The sequence below is a fragment of the Bacillus sp. URHA0034 genome (assembly GCF_056280405.1).
The window spans coordinates 4,944,009-4,961,344 of the sequence record NZ_JBWCDK010000002.1 but is presented as its reverse complement, the minus strand read 5'-3'; the positions used below and the strand labels follow the sequence as shown (position 1 = coordinate 4,961,344).

Here is a 17,336-nt window from a genome sequence, read left to right as displayed (position 1 = left end):
TTATTAAATAATATGCAAGAATTGTGCCAACTCTACTGTCGGGTAAAAAAGCTGATTCTTTGCTTAATTTCTATTTGGGCACAAAAAAACCGCCGAAAATTCAGCAGTTTAGCGAGGAATTTTTTTTAATTTATATTGAAGAGTCTGCCTTGGAATCTCTAGCAGCTTGGCAGCTTGATTGATATTTCCCTTAGATCGGTCGAGAGCACATATGATAAGCTTTTTCTCCATATCGTCCAAGTTCTTCCTTAATGATAGATTGTCGGGAAAATGGTTATTGCCTTGTTCACCAGCAGAATACTGCTTAAGGATAACCGGCAAATCATCAAACCTAAGGAGCTTTCCCTCACATATATTCATCATGTATTCTAGCGTATGTTTGAGTTCCCGGACATTCCCAGGCCATTGATAACCTATTAAGAATATTTCAAGATTTTTTTCAATACCTTGTATGGTCTTACATAATTGCCGATTAAACTCTTTTATAAAAAAATCGGTTAAGTACAAGATATCTTCTCTCCTTTCCCTTAATGGCAGGAGAGAAAAGGTGAACACGTTTAAGCGGTAATAAAGATCATGGCGAATGGTTTTTTCTTGGAGGGCTGCTTGCGGGTGGACATTCATGGCTGCAATAATACGGACATTGACCGAAATATTTTGTGAACTGCCTACTCTGCGAATCATTCCGTCCTCTAACACCCGTAACAGTTTAGCCTGAAGCTCTACCGGCATTGTATGAAGCTCATCGAGAAAAAGGGTGCCTCCGTCTGCCAATTCAAATAGGCCTTTACGGTCAACTGCCCCTGTGTAACTACCTTTTGCTGTTCCAAAAAGAATGCTTTCAAGCAGCGTTTCTGGGATAGCTGCGCAATTTTGAGCTACAAATGGACCAGCAGAACGATGGGATTCATGGTGAATGCCCTGGACAACCAATTCTTTTCCAGTTCCAGATTCACCGTAGACGAGAATCGGTGCATCTGATTTTGCCAGTTTCTTTGCCTCTGCCTTGGTATTGATGAAATCCGGGTTAATCGTTCTAATATCATTTAGTGTATACTTTACCTGCTTGGCAAGCTTTTTAGAGTTACTTTTAATTAGACCTTTTTGTAAGTCTAACAACCTTTCAGCAAGCAGCTTCATTCTAGAAAAATCTTTGGCAATTTCCACCGCACCAACAATGTCCCCTTTAACAAAAATAGGCAGTGTGGTATTAATGGTGTCAATCCTCACCCCGTGTATATTTACGTAAACTTGAGTTTGATTAAAGATGGCCTTTCCCGTTTTTATTACCTGTAAAAGGGTGCTCGACTCTTCTGTCAAGGAAGGAAATACATCAATTAGATGCTTTCCCAACACTTCTTCTACCTCCATCCCGTCATGCTTGGCAGCTACTTCATTATAAAATATCGTCCTTCCTCCAGTATCGACTACATGGATTCCTTCATCAATGCTTTTGAGAATGGCAGTCAGAACCTCTTGTGTTAACGCCTTTAATTGTCCTATTTTATTCACCTGCTTTTTATAGCATCAGTGTGCTCAAAAATTGGCGCCTAAGCCGAAATTTTAGCAGTTTGCCAGATTTTTTACCCACATATTCATATTCTCTAGTTTGTCAAAGATGTAGCAATTATTCATGAATCTGCCTCTGTAGGAATACCCCAGTTGAAATAATGCAGCATTCATCCCAAACGATAAAGCCCTGGCAATGGAATAAGCACAAAAAATACCATTATTCATTAAATCCTTTTCCAGTTCTTGAAGAATCATCTTCATAAGTCCATATTTTCGATGCTCGGTTAACGTTGCACAATCCGTTAGTTCAGCATTTTTGTAATAAGCGTTTATCTCAGCAGAGGCTGCACTAATTATTTTCCCTTGATGCGTAAAAACATAATAGATTGTCCCATCTTTCATGGTTTTTTTTATATAGTCAGGGTTATGCAATGGTGTTGGGTAGATCTGAAATACTTGTTTGTATAAGGACGAAAGCTCGTCAGCGCAGTTCTCATCTGCCTTCTTTAATTCATATTCCTTTGGTGGGATTATTTTATCTATTGAAGGGTTTGATTGATAAATACTTTGAATAATTCCATCTTCGGTAATCCAATGGTCATTCCTTTTGCGTTCAGGAGAATAAAATTTAGAAAAGAAGTGAGCATCTGAGCCAAGAAAATAACGGTCCACCATTGCTTCCGGCTGAAGTCCCGCTTCAATAAACGTTATAAAGTCTTCACTACGGCCTTTAATGATGAGTTTTTCAATTTGATACTTCGTAACAAGCTCAGTTACTCTCTCCAATAAAAGTTTTGTATTTCCACGGTAATCATCGACCCTGATTCGTTTATTAAAAGGATCTAAATATAATTCACAAAAATAGTTAGTTTCGTTAATATAAATTGTGGATGCGGTTTGGTTCATAAAGTCACTCCTCTGGCAGCTTTCTATAAAATGGGAGCTTCATCTTCACATATAACGGAATTTAAGTCTGGCTGGAAAGCCAGACTTAAAACTTTTACTCTCCAAATTCTAGTCTGCTTTGGTCATTATCATAATATGATTTTAGCAATCTTCAACTTAAAGTGACAATTAGTTCGTATCCGCTATTTGACACCATCTTAATATGGTTAAGGCGATGATTTTACTTGCTGCAAACAAATCCTCTAGGATGATATGTTCATTGGCATCATGTGCTAGTTCCGTTATACCCGGACCAAAGACGACAACAGGAGTATGGCCAACAGTCGAGAGGATTCCTCCGTCTGTCCCCCAAGGACTTGCCTCAATAACAGGTGGCTCTCCTTTTGTTTCTATAAAGCTTTTCGTTAATTCATTGATTAACGGGTGGTTGGTCTCAAGAGTTCCTGGCTGCCACCTTCCACCAAACCATTCAAGCTTGAGTGGGTGTTTCTTCAGCCATTCATCCTGATCACATAGATTTTGCAAGCATTTTTCCATTTCCTGCTGTGCGGATTGGATGCTTTCATCAGGAGATACCCCCATCCTTCCTTCAATAACGGCTGTATCTGGGACTGACGAGGGCCATTCTCCGCTGATAAATTTGCCAATATTGATGGGAATAGGGATAGGGATTTTTTTATAGAGAGGATCAGTAACTCTAGCATTTCTATCTGTCTCTAATTGTTGCAGACTCTGAATTACCTGAAGAGATTTCTCAATAGCACTAACACCTTCATATCTGGTTCCTCCATGTGCTGCTTTACCTGTTACCGTAATCCGGAACCACATTGAACCCTGTTGTTTTGGGAACATCTTCATATTGGTTGGCTCAGGAATGATTGCTCCGTCTGCTTGATAACCTCTTAAAACCGCCGCAAGTGTACCCGCTCCACCACTTTCTTCTTCAATGACACTCTGAAAAATAACATCCCCTTTAAGCTTTATACCAGAGGCAATAATCGCTTCCATTGCCATTAAGAGTGCAACATTCCCCCCCTTCATATCAGTTGCCCCTCTTCCATAGAGCTTACCGCACTCAATTACTCCACTAAAAGGATCATTCCCCCAGTTTGACTCGTCTCCAACCGGAACCACATCAATATGACCGTTTAAAATAATCGATTTTCCACCGCCAGTTCCTTTTAATACTGCGACCAAGTTCGGGTTTCCTTCAAAACTTTGGCGGTCGCAGCAGTAGGCTGGGTGGCCTTTTAATTCATCACCGCCAATTTCCCATATATCTAGTGTTAATCCCAGCTGACGACATTTCTCTATCACAATAGCTTGTGTACTGCTCTCATTTCCACGTGTACTATTTTCTCGGACAAGCAGTTGTAAAAGCCGCGCCGCTCGAGCCTGATTTTCCTTCAGCCATTGCTTTACAAGATGTTCATATTTTTCCATTGGGTTTCCCCCTTTAAGCCAGATTTCCCGATTAGTATGGTATGGTGCGAATACTTTCACAAACGTTAAATTCACAGCCTGTTTTACTGGCCACACGATCAAGATCATATGGTGCAAATAATTCTGTCAAAAGTAAGCCTTGTTTGGATACCTGAAAGACTGCTAGTTCTGTAATAATTAAATCGACGCAGCGCGAGGATGTTAAGGGTAGTGTACAGGTTTTAACAATTTTGGGCAGTCCGTGTTTATCACAATGATTCATCACTACAATCACCTTTTTGGCTTTGTGAGCGAGCTCCATTGCTCCCCCCATGCCTGGCACTTTTTTTCCTGGAACAATCCAATTTGCCAAGTCACCATATTGACTTACCTGAAGTGAGCCTAAAATGGTTAAATCCACCCGGCCCCTGCGAATCATTCCAAAGGCAACAGCACTATCGCAATAGGAACCACCCTTTATTAAGGTGACCGGAAAGCCGCCGGCATTGCACAAATTCTCATCTTCTTCTCCTTTGATGGGACTGGGTCCCATTCCAGTAATCCCATTCTCTGCATGAAACATTACACGTATTTCTTTAGACAGGTGGTTCGGAACAAGAGAGGGGATTCCAATCCCGAGATTAACCATCATTCCATTCAGAATTTCCTCTGCAGCCCGTTTCGCCATTTGGTTTCTGATATCTATTCCCATGCCCATTGCCAATTCACCCCCTGAGTAGAAATTATATAGTCTACAAATACCCCAGGAGTTATGATTTCATCCGGGTCAAGACTACCCAATGGTACAATTTCCTCTACCTCCGCAATGGTAATTTCCCCAGCCATTGCCACAAGCGGATTCGTATTGCGGGCACTTTTGTCATAAATTAAATTGCCATAGGCGTCTGCCTTTTTAGCATAGACGATCGAAACCTCTGCTGTTAAAGCTGTTTCCACTAGAAATTCGTTCCCATGCAGCTGAAAACGTGGTTTGTCTTTTGAGACGATTTCATTGTCCATGCCGATATCAGATAAAATAGCCGGCAGACCCATCCCTCCCGCACGGATTCTTTCTGCTAATATTCCTTGAGGCGAGAACTCGACCTCCAGCTTTCCATCATGCATCAGCTGACCCGCGACGGGATTTGAACCAATATGTGAGGCAATAACTTTTCTAGCGCGTCCACGGCTGACTATTTTACCTATTCCAATATGGGGAAATCCTGTATCATTGCCAATTAAGGTAATGTCTTGAATTCCTTTCTCCAATATCGCATCAATTATGGTTGGGGGGGAACCAACCCCGCCAAAACCGCCGAACATTAAGGTCATTCCATTATAAAAACAATTCATAACATTCTCTACTGTAGTTATTTTTCCGAATGGATTTTCCATTTAATGTCCCCCCCCCATTCCAGTATCTATTTCGTTCGAAAAAGCTGTAAAAGTGGCTTTTAATAGTAAAACCAATTCTTCCATCTCCCGTTTAGTTATGGTTAAGGGAGGGGAAATAATAATGGCATCTCCATTTACTCCATCTATTCCTGCACCTGCGGGGTAGACTAGTAGTCCTTTCTCTTTAGCATGTTCTATTATTTTTGCTGTAACAGTGGACATCCTCGGGAATGGAGTTTTCGTGTTTCGGTCTGCGACCAGTTCAATACCCAGGAGCAAGCCTTTTCCTCGGACGTCTCCAATAAAAGAGAATTGTGACTTTAACTTTTCAAGTTGATTTTTCAAATAGATCCCCTTCGTATCTACTTCTTTCAGAATCTCGTTTTTTTCTAAGTACTCCAGTACTGCCAAAGACACTGCACAAGACTGTGGGTTGGCACTCAAGGTATGACCGCTCATAACTGATTTTGAACCAGCTAGAATCGGCTCCATGACTTTATCACTTGCTACTGCCGCAGCAATGGGAGCAAAGCCTGCCCCCATACCTTTTCCGAATGCAACGATATCAGGTACAATTCCCCATTGCTCACAGGCTAGCATCGTTCCTGTCCGCCCAAACCCAGTCATTACCTCATCTGCGATAAACAGGATGTCATTATCTTCACAGATTTTTTTTATATGTTTGAAATAATCCTTTGGCGGAGCAATGGCACCCCCCGCTGCCCCAATGACTGGTTCAGCTATGAAGGCTGCAATTTGTTCAGAACCTATTCGCTTAATTGCGGTTTCTAATTCATGGGCACATAAGTAATTACAGGAGGGGGCTTCCAGATTGTAAGGACAACGATAGCAGTATGGTGGATTAATGGCAGGAAAATCTTCTAAGAGGGGAACAAACCGCGCCCTCCTTCCTGGGTGACCAGACATCGAGAGCGCTCCCATTGTAATACCATGATAACTAACCCATCTAGAAAGAATCTTTGTCTTTGTTTGAATCCCTTGTTCTTGCCAGTATTGAATTGCCATTTTCATAGCGGTCTCGGTTGCTTCGGAACCACTGTTCACAAAAAAACTCCAATTAAGCTCCCCCGGTATCATTCCTGCGATTTTTTTGGCGAGTTTTTCAGCAGCTTCACTTGTAAATTGTGACCGATAAACGAAAGAGACTTTTTGGGCCTGTTCAATCATCGCATCCATGATTTCCATTACCCCGTGACCTATGTTCGCGGTCACAGCACCTGAAGCAGCATCCAGATATTTTTTCCCTTCCATATCAAATAAATAAACCCCTTTGCCATAATCAATGACCGGGTATATTTCATCTAACATCGGTTTGATTAGAAATGATTTTTCCACCATGGACACCACTTTCTTTATCAAATTAAGTAGTAGTTATATTCCATTGTATGAAGTGTTTTTTCATTCTATCATCTCATTTGATCAGGTCTGCTAAAGAAATATTCCATTTTTACGAAAGGCTGTGTTAATCTTGTATGTTGATTTCCGCTCCAGGCGGCTTCGCTTTCCGCGGGAGTCTTCGCCGCCTTCCGCTCCAATCAACATGCTAAAAATCAACATTATTCTTTAACACAGCCTTACGAAAAAGGATGAAGCATAAAAAAAAGAAAGCTGACCCTCTATCTAGGGTCAGCCAGTTCATTTTTATCAATAAGTCCAGCTTGCGCCAATGATGATTAACAAAATAAATAACACAACAATTAACGCAAATCCGCCAAATCCGAAGCCTCCGCATCCTCCTACTGGGTATGCAGGATAACCACAGCCGCCGTCAAAACCATAACCGTAACCATGATACATAAACATTCACTCCTCAATATATATTTCTCTTTTCATAAGTACTTTATGAACTAGATGCTTGACCTGTATGTGCATTCGCCTATATTATGAGAGACAATGATATTTATGTAGGTGATAGGATGAAAACAATATTTAGGAATTTTATTAATGGTATTTTAACTATCGTTCCAATTATCCTGGTAATTTATGTTATTTATAAAACTTTTCTATTTTTAGACAGTATTCTTGGGAACTCTTTAAGACCCTTCTTCAAAGATGATTACATTCCTGGTTTTGGTCTTTTAACCACTGTCATCCTCATTACTGTTTTAGGCTGGATGTCCACCAAATATATAACAGGAAAAATCATTAAATTAATTGATTACCTGCTTGAGAAAATCCCTGTTGTTAAGACCATTTATTCGGTTATAAAAGATACCGTTCAATCCTTCCTTGGTGATAAGAAATCTTTCTCGAAAGTGGCTTTAGTGGTCATCCCAGGAACAGAAATGAGAAGTATTGGGTTTATTACATCAGAGGAGTTGGAGGATTTTTATACGCCTCTAAAGGATCACGTAGCCGTCTATATTCCGCAAACATTTCAGGTTGCCGGATTTACTTTTTTAATCCCTAAAGAACAAGTAGAGATTATTGATGTGAAGGCAGAGGATGCGATGAAGTTTGTCCTCTCTGGAGGAATGACATCTGCCTCTAAACAGAAGGCAAAAGAAATGTAATATCTATTCAAGAAAAGGGCGTCCAAAGTGGACGCCCTTATTATTTTTGATTAAATAGGTGGATAAACTGCCCGTAGCCGGCTTCCTCAAGCTTCTCTTTTGGGATGAACCTTAGTGCCGCTGAGTTAATACAATAGCGTAAACCCGTTGGCTGTGGTCCATCATTAAAGACATGCCCTAAATGAGAATCAGCTGATTTACTTCGGACCTCTGTCCGAATCATAAAATGACTATTATCTTCTTTTTCAATTACTTCTTCTTCTTCAATGGGTTTCGTAAAGCTAGGCCACCCGCAGCCGGCATCAAATTTATCAAGCGAACTAAATAATGGCTTACCAGAAACGATGTCTACATAGATCCCTTCCCTTGTTTCATTCCAATATTCATTTCGAAAAGGCGGTTCTGTCCCATTTTTTTGCGTAACTTCATATTGCATGGGAGTTAATTCTTTTTTTAAATCTTTATTTTCCATGTTTGTCCCCCCAATGTCTTTCAATATACCCAGCACGGCCGGAGCCGACATGATACGACTCATAATGAGCACGATTTTTCTTATAATAGTGCTGATGATATTCTTCAGCAGGATAAAAAGTTTTAGCAGGTATAATTGGCGTCACAATTGGCTTTGAGAAACGCCCGCTTTCTTCAAGTGCTTGTTTAGATTTTTCAGCAAGCTCTTTTTGGATTTCATTATGATAAAAAATAGCTGTCTTGTAGGATTGGCCGCGATCGTGGAATTGACCGCCAGGATCGGTTGGATCAATTTGCTGCCAATATAATTCCAGTAATTTTTCATATGGAAAAATTTCCGGATCAAAAGTAATTTGAACGGCTTCGTAATGTCCAGTCGTATCGGAACAAACCTGTTGATAGGTTGGATTTTCTACTGTACCCCCTGTATATCCAGACAAAACACTTATAATACCCGGTTGTTCATCAAACGGTTTGACCATACACCAAAAACAGCCACCGGCGAAAGTTGCTAACTGATGAGTATTTTCCACGTTCCCACCCCTTCATTATTTATATAACAGTATACAGAATGTTTTTTTAAAAATAAACTTATTGAAACACCCCTTGTTGTCTAATCCTTTCTACTACCATGAGGAACGGATTAGACACCTACCTATATCAGCTTGAATAAATTATAGTGTAATCCATAAGTTAGGAGTTAATACTATGTCCGAGAACAGGAATCAAACTGATTTTCTTCAAAAAGCAGCGATGTATGATTTGTTAGCCCAAGTCTATAAATATACCAACCCCAACTTGCACATGCATTTTTATTTAAAACATTATAAATATATGAATAAAGCGATGAACTTGATGCGATCCCCTGCACAAGTTTCTCCAGGAAATGCACAAGTCCGTTTCTTGCATACATCCACTGATTCCCCCAACGTTGATGTCTATGTGAATGGGAGCCGTGTCATTAAAGATTTGGCCTTTAAACAAGTCAGTCAGAACCTGACGTTAAAAGCCGGCAAATACCATATTGATATTTATCCTGCCGGAAATATGGTCGAAACTGTGCTAAATAAAAATATAACGGTTGAAGATGGTAACTCGTATACTTTAACGATCATTGACTCCGTTAAAAAGATGCGCCTGCTGGTGTTCTTTAACCAACCGGAGGTGCCTGTAAATGAATCTAAGGTTCGTTTCATTCATTTATCTCCCGACTCATCCGCACTAGATATTGCTGTTAAAGATCGTGATATTATTTTCCCTGCGGTTTCATACAAACAAGCTACAGAATATTTAGGATTAACCCCAATGACGGTCGATTTAGAAGCAAGGGAAGCGGGCAGTAAAAATATCCTGCTTCCATTACCCAAAGTAAGTTTTAAACCTAATGAGAGCTATACGTTTGTCTTCTTAGGGCTGTCAACGGATTCCCCCGAATTCCAATATATTAGTATTAAGGATTAAAAAATAGGTGCCTGCAACCAGGCACCTATTTTACTGGGACTAATATCGTGAAAGCAATATCGTCCTTCTTTAGATTAAATTTGTTTACTTTAATTTTTAGATCGCTTTTTTGTTTTAATTGCTGCATATGAATATAAACCAGATGGTTATTCGGTCTAATTTCAACACCTTTTGGCAGCTTATAGTTCTCACTTATAAAGTTTAAAACATTCGAAATAGGAAGATGCAATTTTCCGACTGACATCGACTTTTGCTTTAAAATTAAATCGCCATTATTTTGTGCCGATGGTTCAAAAGTCAACTTCAATTTTAACTTTTCACTAAATAAAGGAAGTGTACCATATAATTCCACCTCATCACCCAACAGGACCTTATATTCTATAGGAGAATCAGCAGCTTCTTCCTTCAAATAATGGTTAATTAATCTATTTAAGTCATACTTGTTTGAACTAACATGGAAAGATACATAGTCTTCACTTGAAGTGTTTGTTTTTACGGGTTCCTTCTCTTTAATTGGGGCCGTAACTAACGAAAAAAGAATAATTGCAATTAATAGATTGATTCCTAACAAAATAAGGAATCCCAGTTTCCATTTATTTTTCATCTAATTCTCCTCAGTGCTGACCGTGTAAGCTTTTTTCTCCAAATCAGGTAAAACCTGATTTGCTAATGCTTCATTAAGTCTCTCTGCCATTAGTTTATATCCTTTGTCATTGGGATGGAAATTATCTGTATACAGAACATCTTCATCTGCATTTAAGAAAAGGTCTTCGATTGACACAAAATAGGAATGAGTATATTGGTTGACTACACTTTCACCGATTTGATTCCATTCAGCTACAATTTGATCCATTTCTTTTAAATCCGAAAACCACTTTGAAAATGGGTTATACACGCCAACTAATACGATGGATGCATTTGGGTTTTCTTTGAAAACCTCGTCGAAAATCTGCGTTAAATGGCTGCGATAAGATTCTTTCTCCTTTAGAAAATCTGATACCTGCAGGTCTGAGATATTGTCTTTGACAATCTTCATGATATCATTACCGCCAATGGTGAGGATTACCAAATTGGACTGACGCAAGATGGGCTTCATTTCTAGAGATTTGAGCCTTTTTAGCAGCTGTGTTGTCCGGTTTCCTTTGACTCCATAATTGTAAAAATCAACTTCCTGAATTCCTTTATCTTTTTCGAGCATCGATTTAAGATATGGCAAGTAACCGCCTTGTTCTGTACTATCCCCGATACCTTGAGTGAGAGAATCACCAGCAGATAAAACTGTCACCTTTTGCGGAATAAAATCAGCAGGAATCGGTTCAAAAACTTGTGAAGCGACTTTCTTTTCCTGATGAAGGACCGATGAAGCAGATTGGCTGCAAGAGCATAAGAACATCATTGCAAGAATTAGAAGGGGGAAAACCTTTTTCACCTTAATTCACCTGCCTCCTAAGTAACTTATTCCCGAATCATTCTGTTAACAAACATATTAAAGTAACTAGAAAGAATTAAGTGGTCATATAGCCCGCCTTGTCACCAGAGGTTATAGCGGGCAGGACACTCTATTGTTCCTTTATTATAACACTACTATAAATATTCCAAACAAATATGTACTATATCCCTTCAGATAAAAGAAGAGACCTTTTAAAGGTCTATTGTAATGTTTTAATATCGTTAATGATTTCCTCATAAGGAACATTTTTATATCCATCGTATGTTTTCTTTATATTACCTTCTTTATCAACCAAGTAGAGAAACGTTTGGTGTATCACTTGATTTCCATCTGCTGGTTTCTTGACGATAGTCTTGAAGCTGTCAGATGCAAATTTTTCAATAAAGTTTTGTGAATACCCAGTTAGGAATGTCCAATTATTAAAGTCAACGCCAAATTGTTTCGCATAGCGCGTTAAAACTTCTGGAGTATCCACTGTAGGATCAACACTAAAGGAAACTAATTCAACATCCTTCAGATTTTCTTCATTTAATTTCTTTTGAAGCTTTACCATATTAGCAGTCATTGGAGGGCATACATCCGCACAACTAGTAAAAATAAATGCTGAAACCCATACCTTCCCTTTTAGATCCTTTAGACCTACTTGTTTGTTTTGCTGAGTTGTAGCCGTGAAGTCCTTAATTGGCCAATTAACGGCATTTTCAATTTCCTTTCCGCATGCCGATAATATTAACGTAAAAACCAGGACAAATAAGAACAAAAATCGTGTCTTCATTCAATCACCTGCAACCTTTTTCTTTTCTATTTTAAGAATAGTTTAACAGAGTTATAGAGTTGTTGAAAGTAAACAGCAATTTCTATTTCTCTGTTTGCGCTTCTTCGAATCAATAATATAGGGGGAAGAAAATAGGAGAAACTTCGCACTTTTAGTCATCAAAAAATTATGTTATTATGAATGAGTATTCATTCATATAGCAATCAATTGAAATTATCGTTTATTGAATGTGGGGGAAGAAAATGAATCAGTTTGGGCCAATCCTAATCCTAGAAGGCGCTAATTTCAGTAAAGTTCCTTATTCCAGAAGTCTATATTTAAACTGTTCTGAAAAAGTCCTGATTGATACGGGGGCAGAGACCAGGATTCTCCAAAGTCTGAACCGCGAGCATGGCGTTCAATTAATTATTAATACCCATTATCATCCAGATCATACACTTCATAATCATCTATTCCGAAACATAACAAAATTAATAAACCCAATTGAGTTCGAAACATCGCTTACGATTGAAGGGGTTGCTAGTGTTAATGGCGTTTTTCAGGAGTGGGGCCAAGAGGGTGTTGAAAAATGGAAGGCCACTCTTCCACGTGAATGGGTGAAAAATCTTGGGGAAATTTCTGGCACATACGATTATGAAGTTGAATATCAGTTCGGTAAAATAAAAGTGCAATTTTTACACACACCCGGTCATACTAGTGGACTTTCATGTCCATACTTTCCGGAATTAGGTATTGTTTTTACAGGTGATTATGATATGACCTCGTTTGGCCCTTGGTACAACGGGACTGATGGAGATATTGATGATTTTATTGCGTCTGGCAAACGACTTTTGACACTTGATGCTGATACCTACATAACTGGACATCAGAAAGGGATATTCTCCAAACAGAAATTTTGTCAGGCAATGGAACAATTTTTGGGGAAGATTGAGCAGCGGGATGAACTAGTTACCCGTTATGTTCAGAAGGGAATGAACTTTGATGAACTCAGCAATGTCGGCATATTTTACCCAAGGAAAAGTTTGGAAAATACGATACTCAAAACTTGGGAAAGAAGTGGGATTCGGAAGCATTTAAACAGGTTAGGCTATGAAGTTATCGGAATGGATTGTCAATTAGTCAAGATAAAATGAAAGATCGATCCGTCCCGCACAACTTCCCATTCATATGTATAGACAACACTTCGTAGCCTTCTTTCACCTAGATATTGTTGTTTATATTCTTAATACATTGGGAACAGCAAAAAGACCGGGCAAACAGCCCGGTCTTTTTGTAGTTAGCAGATATGGGCAAATTAGCCCTCGATATCTTTTTCCAACCATTATACTTTTACAACTTCTTCTTTTTCTTCCTCATGGTCTTCAATTTGCTGTTGTTTTAATTTTTTTCGATAAACGAATTTTGATAAATTAATGCTCACTTCATAAAGAAGTAACAATGGTATAGTCACAACAAAATCAGACATAAAATCTGGAGGTGTAATAACAACGGCAATGATAATTAAAACAAAATAAGCATACTTACGGATTTTCGCTAACACAAACGGATTAATAATACCTAGAGAGGTTAAAAACATAACTACAACTGGTAATTCAAACAAAACTCCAAATGGAAGAGTCATATTCAAAATAAAGCTAAAATACCTCTCAGCAGTGAAGTTTGTAACAAACATATCTTGTCCAATGTTCACCAAAAAGTTGAGCACCATTGGAAAAATAACAAAATACCCAAATGAAAGCCCTAAGACAAATAATATAAACAGTGCCGGAACATAGGTAACGGTTATTTTTCGTTCATTTGGTCTAAGTGCAGGCCTAACAAATAACCAAATTTGCAAGGCTAAAACTGGAATCGTACCGGCAACCGCGACAACACCTGCAAGCATGAAATAAATCCACATAATATCACTCGGTCCAAGAACGAGAAGTTTCGCACTTCCCACAAACCATCTATAAATATCGTCAACATAGATAAAGCCAACAATAAAAAAGACGATAAAAGCCAGAGCTGTAATGATAATCCGTTTGCGTAGTTCTTCTAAATGATCAACTAAGTTTAATTCTTTATCTTCCATGTACTTCCCCTGCCAATTTCAAAGGTTAAAAAGTGCAAGTATTTAAATCTTCCGAGTAAACAGTGACTTTACTCAAAAGATTAACACGTTTTCGCGCATCCATATAGGATTAAACTTCGAGAAGAAAAAGGTGCAAGATAGAAATCTTACACCTTATTTAGTCAAATTTTTCTTTTCTTCACTTATATCTTCCATTACATCCTCAGTTAGTTCACGAGTAGATTTTTTAAATTCCTTTAATGTTTGTCCAAACGCTTTACCGATTTCAGGAAGTTTCTTTGGTCCAAAAATAATTAATGCTAGTGTTAAAATTAAAATTAATCCGGGTACTCCGATATTAGAAAACATGGATTTACATCCCCTTCAAATGATGTTGTATATTTCTACTATGATTATAGTATTGAAATACCCTTTTGAGGTAATTATCCTCAATAATTCATAGTAATTTCACAAAATCTGATAAAAATTCGATTAAAGTGACATTTACCATTTTCACAATTAATTGTTAATCACTATAGACAATTTAACAATTACAAACGGTTAAGTCAATCTTCAAACAGTTGATTATAAATTAAGAATATTATGACTATTTATTATTATACCGAAGATTAGAGACCGCTTACTATCAATATTTATTTACACAAAAAAGCATCACCATGATGCTTTTTATTATTGCCGAATTTTTCTGTCGTATATTCTAAATTCATAATCGTAAGGATTCTTTTCATTTTTAATCCCTTTTTCAACAGATGTTAGGACCCAATCCTGTTGATTGAAGGGAGGAAAAAAGGTGTCTCCTGCAAAAGTTTCGTTAATATAGGTAATGTATAGTCTATTTGCAAATATTAACGTCTCCCGAAAAATTTCGGCTCCGCCAATGACAAAAATTTCATTGTTTTGCTTTTGACTATAGGTAACAAACTCATCGATGGAGGAAAAAACGGTACAGCCTTCACATTGATAATTGTGCTGCCTGGTAATGACGATATTTTCTCGGCCTGGCAGGACGCGGCCAATCGATTCATGTGTCTTTCTCCCCATAGCAATCGGATGTCCCATTGTTGTTCTCTTAAAAAACTTTAAATCTTCCGGTAAATGCCATGGCAGTTGATTATCTTTACCAATAGCCCTATTTTGATCCAGCGCGACAATAAAGGAGATCATACACTGACAGCTCCTTTAATGTGGGGATGCGGGTCGTACCCTTCTAAACTAAAGTCTTCAAATTCAAAAGAATAGATGTCCTTTACGGTTGGATTAATCTTAAGAATAGGCAATGAACGCGGCTCTCTTTCCATTTGCTGTTTCACCTGTTCCAGATGGTTTTGATAGATATGGACATCTCCAAATGTATGGATAAATTCTCCTGGCTTTAAGTCACACACCTGTGCAATCATTAGTGTTAATAGCGCATAAGAAGCAATATTAAACGGCACCCCAAGAAATACATCAGCTGAACGCTGGTATAACTGACATGAAAGCTTTCCATCTGCCACGTAAAATTGGAACATACAATGACAAGGCGGCAGAGCCATATTATTAATTTCAGCTACATTCCAGGCATTGACAAGCAATCTTCGTGAATTCGGATTGGTTTTAATCTGCTCGATTAATTCACTGATTTGATCAACGGTTTTCCCATCAGCACCTGTCCAAGAGCGCCATTGATGCCCATAGACTGGTCCTAACTCTCCATTTTCATCAGCCCACTCATTCCAAATCCGCACCCCGTTCTCCTGCAGGTAGCGCACGTTCGTATCTCCTTTTAAAAACCATAGCAATTCATAAATAATCGATTTAAGATGAAGTTTTTTTGTTGTTAAGAGCGGGAAACCTTCCTCTAAGTTAAATCTCATTTGATAGCCAAAAGTACTGATTGTCCCTGTTCCGGTACGGTCGCCTTTTAAATGGCCATTTTTAAGGACATGCTCGCATAATTGCAGATATTGTTTCAACTAAAGACACTCCCTGTCATTCATATTTCTTCATTGTAACATGATAAAAAAAAGCTGCCAATCATGATGGCAGCTTTCAGATGAACATAACTAAACTTCCAAACCAAAATTTCGGCAAAGGGCTGCTAAGCCGCCTGCGAACCCACTACCAACTGCATTGAATTTCCAATCACCATTATGACGATACAGTTCGCAAAAAACAACGGCTGTTTCAACTGAAAAGTCCTCGCCAAGGTCAAATCTCAGAACCTCACTGCCAGTGTCCTCATCCAGCAGGCGGACAAAGGCATTAGCAACTTGACCAAAGTTCTGATTTCTTGCTTCAGCCTCATGGATTGTGACCGTTATCGCAATACGCTGGATATAAGAAGGAACTTTACTGAAATCAATTTTGATTAGCTCATCATCGCCTTCCCCTTCACCAGTCCGGTTATCACCTGTATGTTCCACCGCTCCTGAAGGGTGAATCAATTGATTGTAAAAAATAAAATCACTTTCCTCAAGGACTCTGCTGTTCGCATCGGTTAGAAATGCAGAGGCATCCAAATCAAAGTCGTTACCGCCATGATATCGGTTTGTATCCCAGCCAAGGCCGACAATAACTTTTGTTAAGCCAGGATTTGTTTTTGTCAGGTCTATTCTTTGTCCTTTTGATAGGTTAATACCCAAATAAATCACCTCAAGCCAAGCTTTTCAAATTAAAAGGAATGAATTTTTATGAACATTGTTTATTACATTCAAGTGATTCTACTAAAGATGTTAACTGTAAGAACGAACAACCTCACTTAGGCTCGCTGCATTTGTTCCACTGCCGATCGCAGCAAATTTCCACTCATTGCCGTGGCGATAAATTTCACCTGTGACAAGGCAGGTAAGCCCGCTATAGTTATCAGTTAAATTGTAGTGAAGCAGCTCTTGGTTTGTTGTAGGATTCACAACTCGGATAAACGCATTTTGAATCATTCCAAAGTGCTGTTTTCTTTTTATACAATCATAAATATTAACAACAAAGACAAGTTTTTGAATGTTTGATGGGACACGGCTTAGGTCAATCACAATTTGTTCGTCATCTCCGTCTCCATCTCCTGTTAAGTTATCCCCCGAGTGCTGGACACTGCCATCATTACTTCTTAAGTTTCCGAAATAAATCACATCTTTATTGTTTTGTAATTTGTCATTTGCCCCAAGCATAATGACAGACGCATCGCAGTCTACATTAGCAGCAGCACCGCCGCCTCCGAATAAGCCACCGAACAACTTGCCGCCGCCACCGCTTTGAACAGGATCCCAGCCTAAACCTACAAGAATTTTAGTTAAGCCCGGATTTCCTTTTGTTAAATCAACTCGTTGACCTTTTTGTAAATTAATTGCCATTTCAATC

At 38.7% G+C, this 17,336-nt stretch carries 20 protein-coding genes and 1 pseudogene; 3 read left to right on the top strand and 18 right to left on the bottom strand.

Annotation, left to right across the window (positions count from 1 at the left end):
* Window positions 1–108: 108 nt before the first annotated feature.
* The 7 genes and pseudogenes from ACZ9EE_RS26015 to ACZ9EE_RS25985 form a co-directional block, all read right to left on the bottom strand.
* Window positions 109–1,503, bottom strand: a complete 1,395-nt coding sequence (locus tag ACZ9EE_RS26015) for a sigma-54 interaction domain-containing protein (protein ID WP_476033100.1) — start codon at window positions 1,501–1,503, stop codon at window positions 109–111.
* Window positions 1,504–1,563: 60 nt separating this feature from the next.
* Entirely contained in the window at window positions 1,564–2,418 is an 855-nt protein-coding gene (ablB, locus tag ACZ9EE_RS26010) for a putative beta-lysine N-acetyltransferase (RefSeq protein ID WP_476031502.1), read from the bottom strand.
* Between the two features lie 168 nt (window positions 2,419–2,586).
* Complete coding sequence (locus ACZ9EE_RS26005) at window positions 2,587–3,861, bottom strand: peptidase (RefSeq protein WP_476031501.1); 1,275 nt, start codon at window positions 3,859–3,861, stop codon at window positions 2,587–2,589.
* Between the two features lie 31 nt (window positions 3,862–3,892).
* Window positions 3,893–4,558, bottom strand: coding sequence for a 3-oxoacid CoA-transferase subunit B (locus ACZ9EE_RS26000; RefSeq protein WP_476031500.1), 666 nt, complete (start codon window positions 4,556–4,558; stop codon window positions 3,893–3,895).
* Window positions 4,543–5,235, bottom strand: coding sequence for a CoA transferase subunit A (locus ACZ9EE_RS25995; protein WP_476031499.1), 693 nt, complete (start codon window positions 5,233–5,235; stop codon window positions 4,543–4,545). Before ACZ9EE_RS25995 ends, ACZ9EE_RS26000 begins: the two co-directional genes overlap by 16 nt.
* Window positions 5,236–6,591, bottom strand: coding sequence for an aspartate aminotransferase family protein (locus tag ACZ9EE_RS25990; RefSeq protein WP_476033099.1), 1,356 nt, complete (start codon window positions 6,589–6,591; stop codon window positions 5,236–5,238).
* Between the two features lie 309 nt (window positions 6,592–6,900).
* Window positions 6,901–6,975: pseudogene (locus ACZ9EE_RS25985) on the bottom strand (YjcZ family sporulation protein); the annotation flags it as partial.
* Window positions 6,976–7,172: 197 nt separating this feature from the next.
* Here ACZ9EE_RS25985 and ACZ9EE_RS25980 point away from each other — a divergent pair.
* Window positions 7,173–7,769, top strand: a complete 597-nt coding sequence (locus tag ACZ9EE_RS25980) for a DUF502 domain-containing protein (RefSeq protein ID WP_476031498.1) — start codon at window positions 7,173–7,175, stop codon at window positions 7,767–7,769.
* 40 nt (window positions 7,770–7,809) lie between these two features.
* Here the strand turns inward: ACZ9EE_RS25980 and msrB are convergent, their stop codons facing one another.
* Together msrB and msrA are read right to left on the bottom strand one after the other, a co-directional pair.
* Window positions 7,810–8,241, bottom strand: coding sequence for a peptide-methionine (R)-S-oxide reductase MsrB (gene msrB / locus ACZ9EE_RS25975; RefSeq protein WP_476031497.1), 432 nt, complete (start codon window positions 8,239–8,241; stop codon window positions 7,810–7,812).
* Window positions 8,231–8,722, bottom strand: coding sequence for a peptide-methionine (S)-S-oxide reductase MsrA (gene msrA / locus ACZ9EE_RS25970; RefSeq protein WP_476033098.1), 492 nt, complete (start codon window positions 8,720–8,722; stop codon window positions 8,231–8,233). The genes msrB and msrA overlap by 11 nt, the downstream gene beginning before the upstream one ends.
* A gap of 226 nt (window positions 8,723–8,948) precedes the next feature.
* Between msrA and ACZ9EE_RS25965 the strand changes: the two genes are divergently transcribed.
* Window positions 8,949–9,701 (top strand): DUF4397 domain-containing protein, encoded by a 753-nt coding sequence (locus ACZ9EE_RS25965; RefSeq protein ID WP_476031496.1) that lies wholly within the window; start codon window positions 8,949–8,951, stop codon window positions 9,699–9,701.
* 25 nt (window positions 9,702–9,726) lie between these two features.
* Here the strand turns inward: ACZ9EE_RS25965 and ACZ9EE_RS25960 are convergent, their stop codons facing one another.
* The 3 genes from ACZ9EE_RS25960 to ACZ9EE_RS25950 form a co-directional block, all read right to left on the bottom strand.
* Window positions 9,727–10,305 (bottom strand): YpmS family protein, encoded by a 579-nt coding sequence (locus ACZ9EE_RS25960; protein WP_476031495.1) that lies wholly within the window; start codon window positions 10,303–10,305, stop codon window positions 9,727–9,729.
* A complete protein-coding gene (locus ACZ9EE_RS25955; protein ID WP_476031494.1) occupies window positions 10,306–11,130 on the bottom strand; it encodes an SGNH/GDSL hydrolase family protein in 825 nt (274 codons plus the stop codon).
* Window positions 11,131–11,350: 220 nt separating this feature from the next.
* On the bottom strand, window positions 11,351–11,926 hold the full coding sequence (locus ACZ9EE_RS25950; protein ID WP_476031493.1) for an SCO family protein: 576 nt from the start codon (window positions 11,924–11,926) through the stop codon (window positions 11,351–11,353).
* A gap of 242 nt (window positions 11,927–12,168) precedes the next feature.
* On the opposite strand from ACZ9EE_RS25950, the gene ACZ9EE_RS25945 reads away from it, so the two are divergent.
* On the top strand, window positions 12,169–13,059 hold the full coding sequence (locus ACZ9EE_RS25945; protein ID WP_476031492.1) for an MBL fold metallo-hydrolase: 891 nt from the start codon (window positions 12,169–12,171) through the stop codon (window positions 13,057–13,059).
* 188 nt (window positions 13,060–13,247) lie between these two features.
* On the opposite strand, the gene tatC is transcribed toward ACZ9EE_RS25945, so the two are convergent.
* The 6 genes from tatC to ACZ9EE_RS25915 form a co-directional block, all read right to left on the bottom strand.
* A complete protein-coding gene (gene tatC / locus ACZ9EE_RS25940; RefSeq protein WP_476031491.1) occupies window positions 13,248–14,000 on the bottom strand; it encodes a twin-arginine translocase subunit TatC in 753 nt (250 codons plus the stop codon).
* 153 nt (window positions 14,001–14,153) lie between these two features.
* The gene (tatA, locus tag ACZ9EE_RS25935) at window positions 14,154–14,348 is read right to left on the bottom strand and encodes a twin-arginine translocase TatA/TatE family subunit (protein ID WP_476031490.1); all 195 of its coding nucleotides are present in this window, start codon (window positions 14,346–14,348) and stop codon (window positions 14,154–14,156) included.
* 321 nt (window positions 14,349–14,669) lie between these two features.
* Complete coding sequence (locus ACZ9EE_RS25930; RefSeq protein WP_476031489.1) at window positions 14,670–15,164, bottom strand: dihydrofolate reductase; 495 nt, start codon at window positions 15,162–15,164, stop codon at window positions 14,670–14,672.
* Complete coding sequence (locus ACZ9EE_RS25925; RefSeq protein ID WP_476031488.1) at window positions 15,161–15,955, bottom strand: thymidylate synthase; 795 nt, start codon at window positions 15,953–15,955, stop codon at window positions 15,161–15,163. The genes ACZ9EE_RS25930 and ACZ9EE_RS25925 overlap by 4 nt, the downstream gene beginning before the upstream one ends.
* Before the next feature lie 90 nt (window positions 15,956–16,045).
* On the bottom strand, window positions 16,046–16,624 hold the full coding sequence (locus ACZ9EE_RS25920) for a TerD family protein (protein ID WP_476031487.1): 579 nt from the start codon (window positions 16,622–16,624) through the stop codon (window positions 16,046–16,048).
* Between the two features lie 90 nt (window positions 16,625–16,714).
* Window positions 16,715–17,329: a TerD family protein gene (locus tag ACZ9EE_RS25915; protein WP_476031486.1), complete on the bottom strand. Its 615-nt coding sequence runs from the start codon at window positions 17,327–17,329 to the stop codon at window positions 16,715–16,717.
* Window positions 17,330–17,336: the final 7 nt, after the last annotated feature.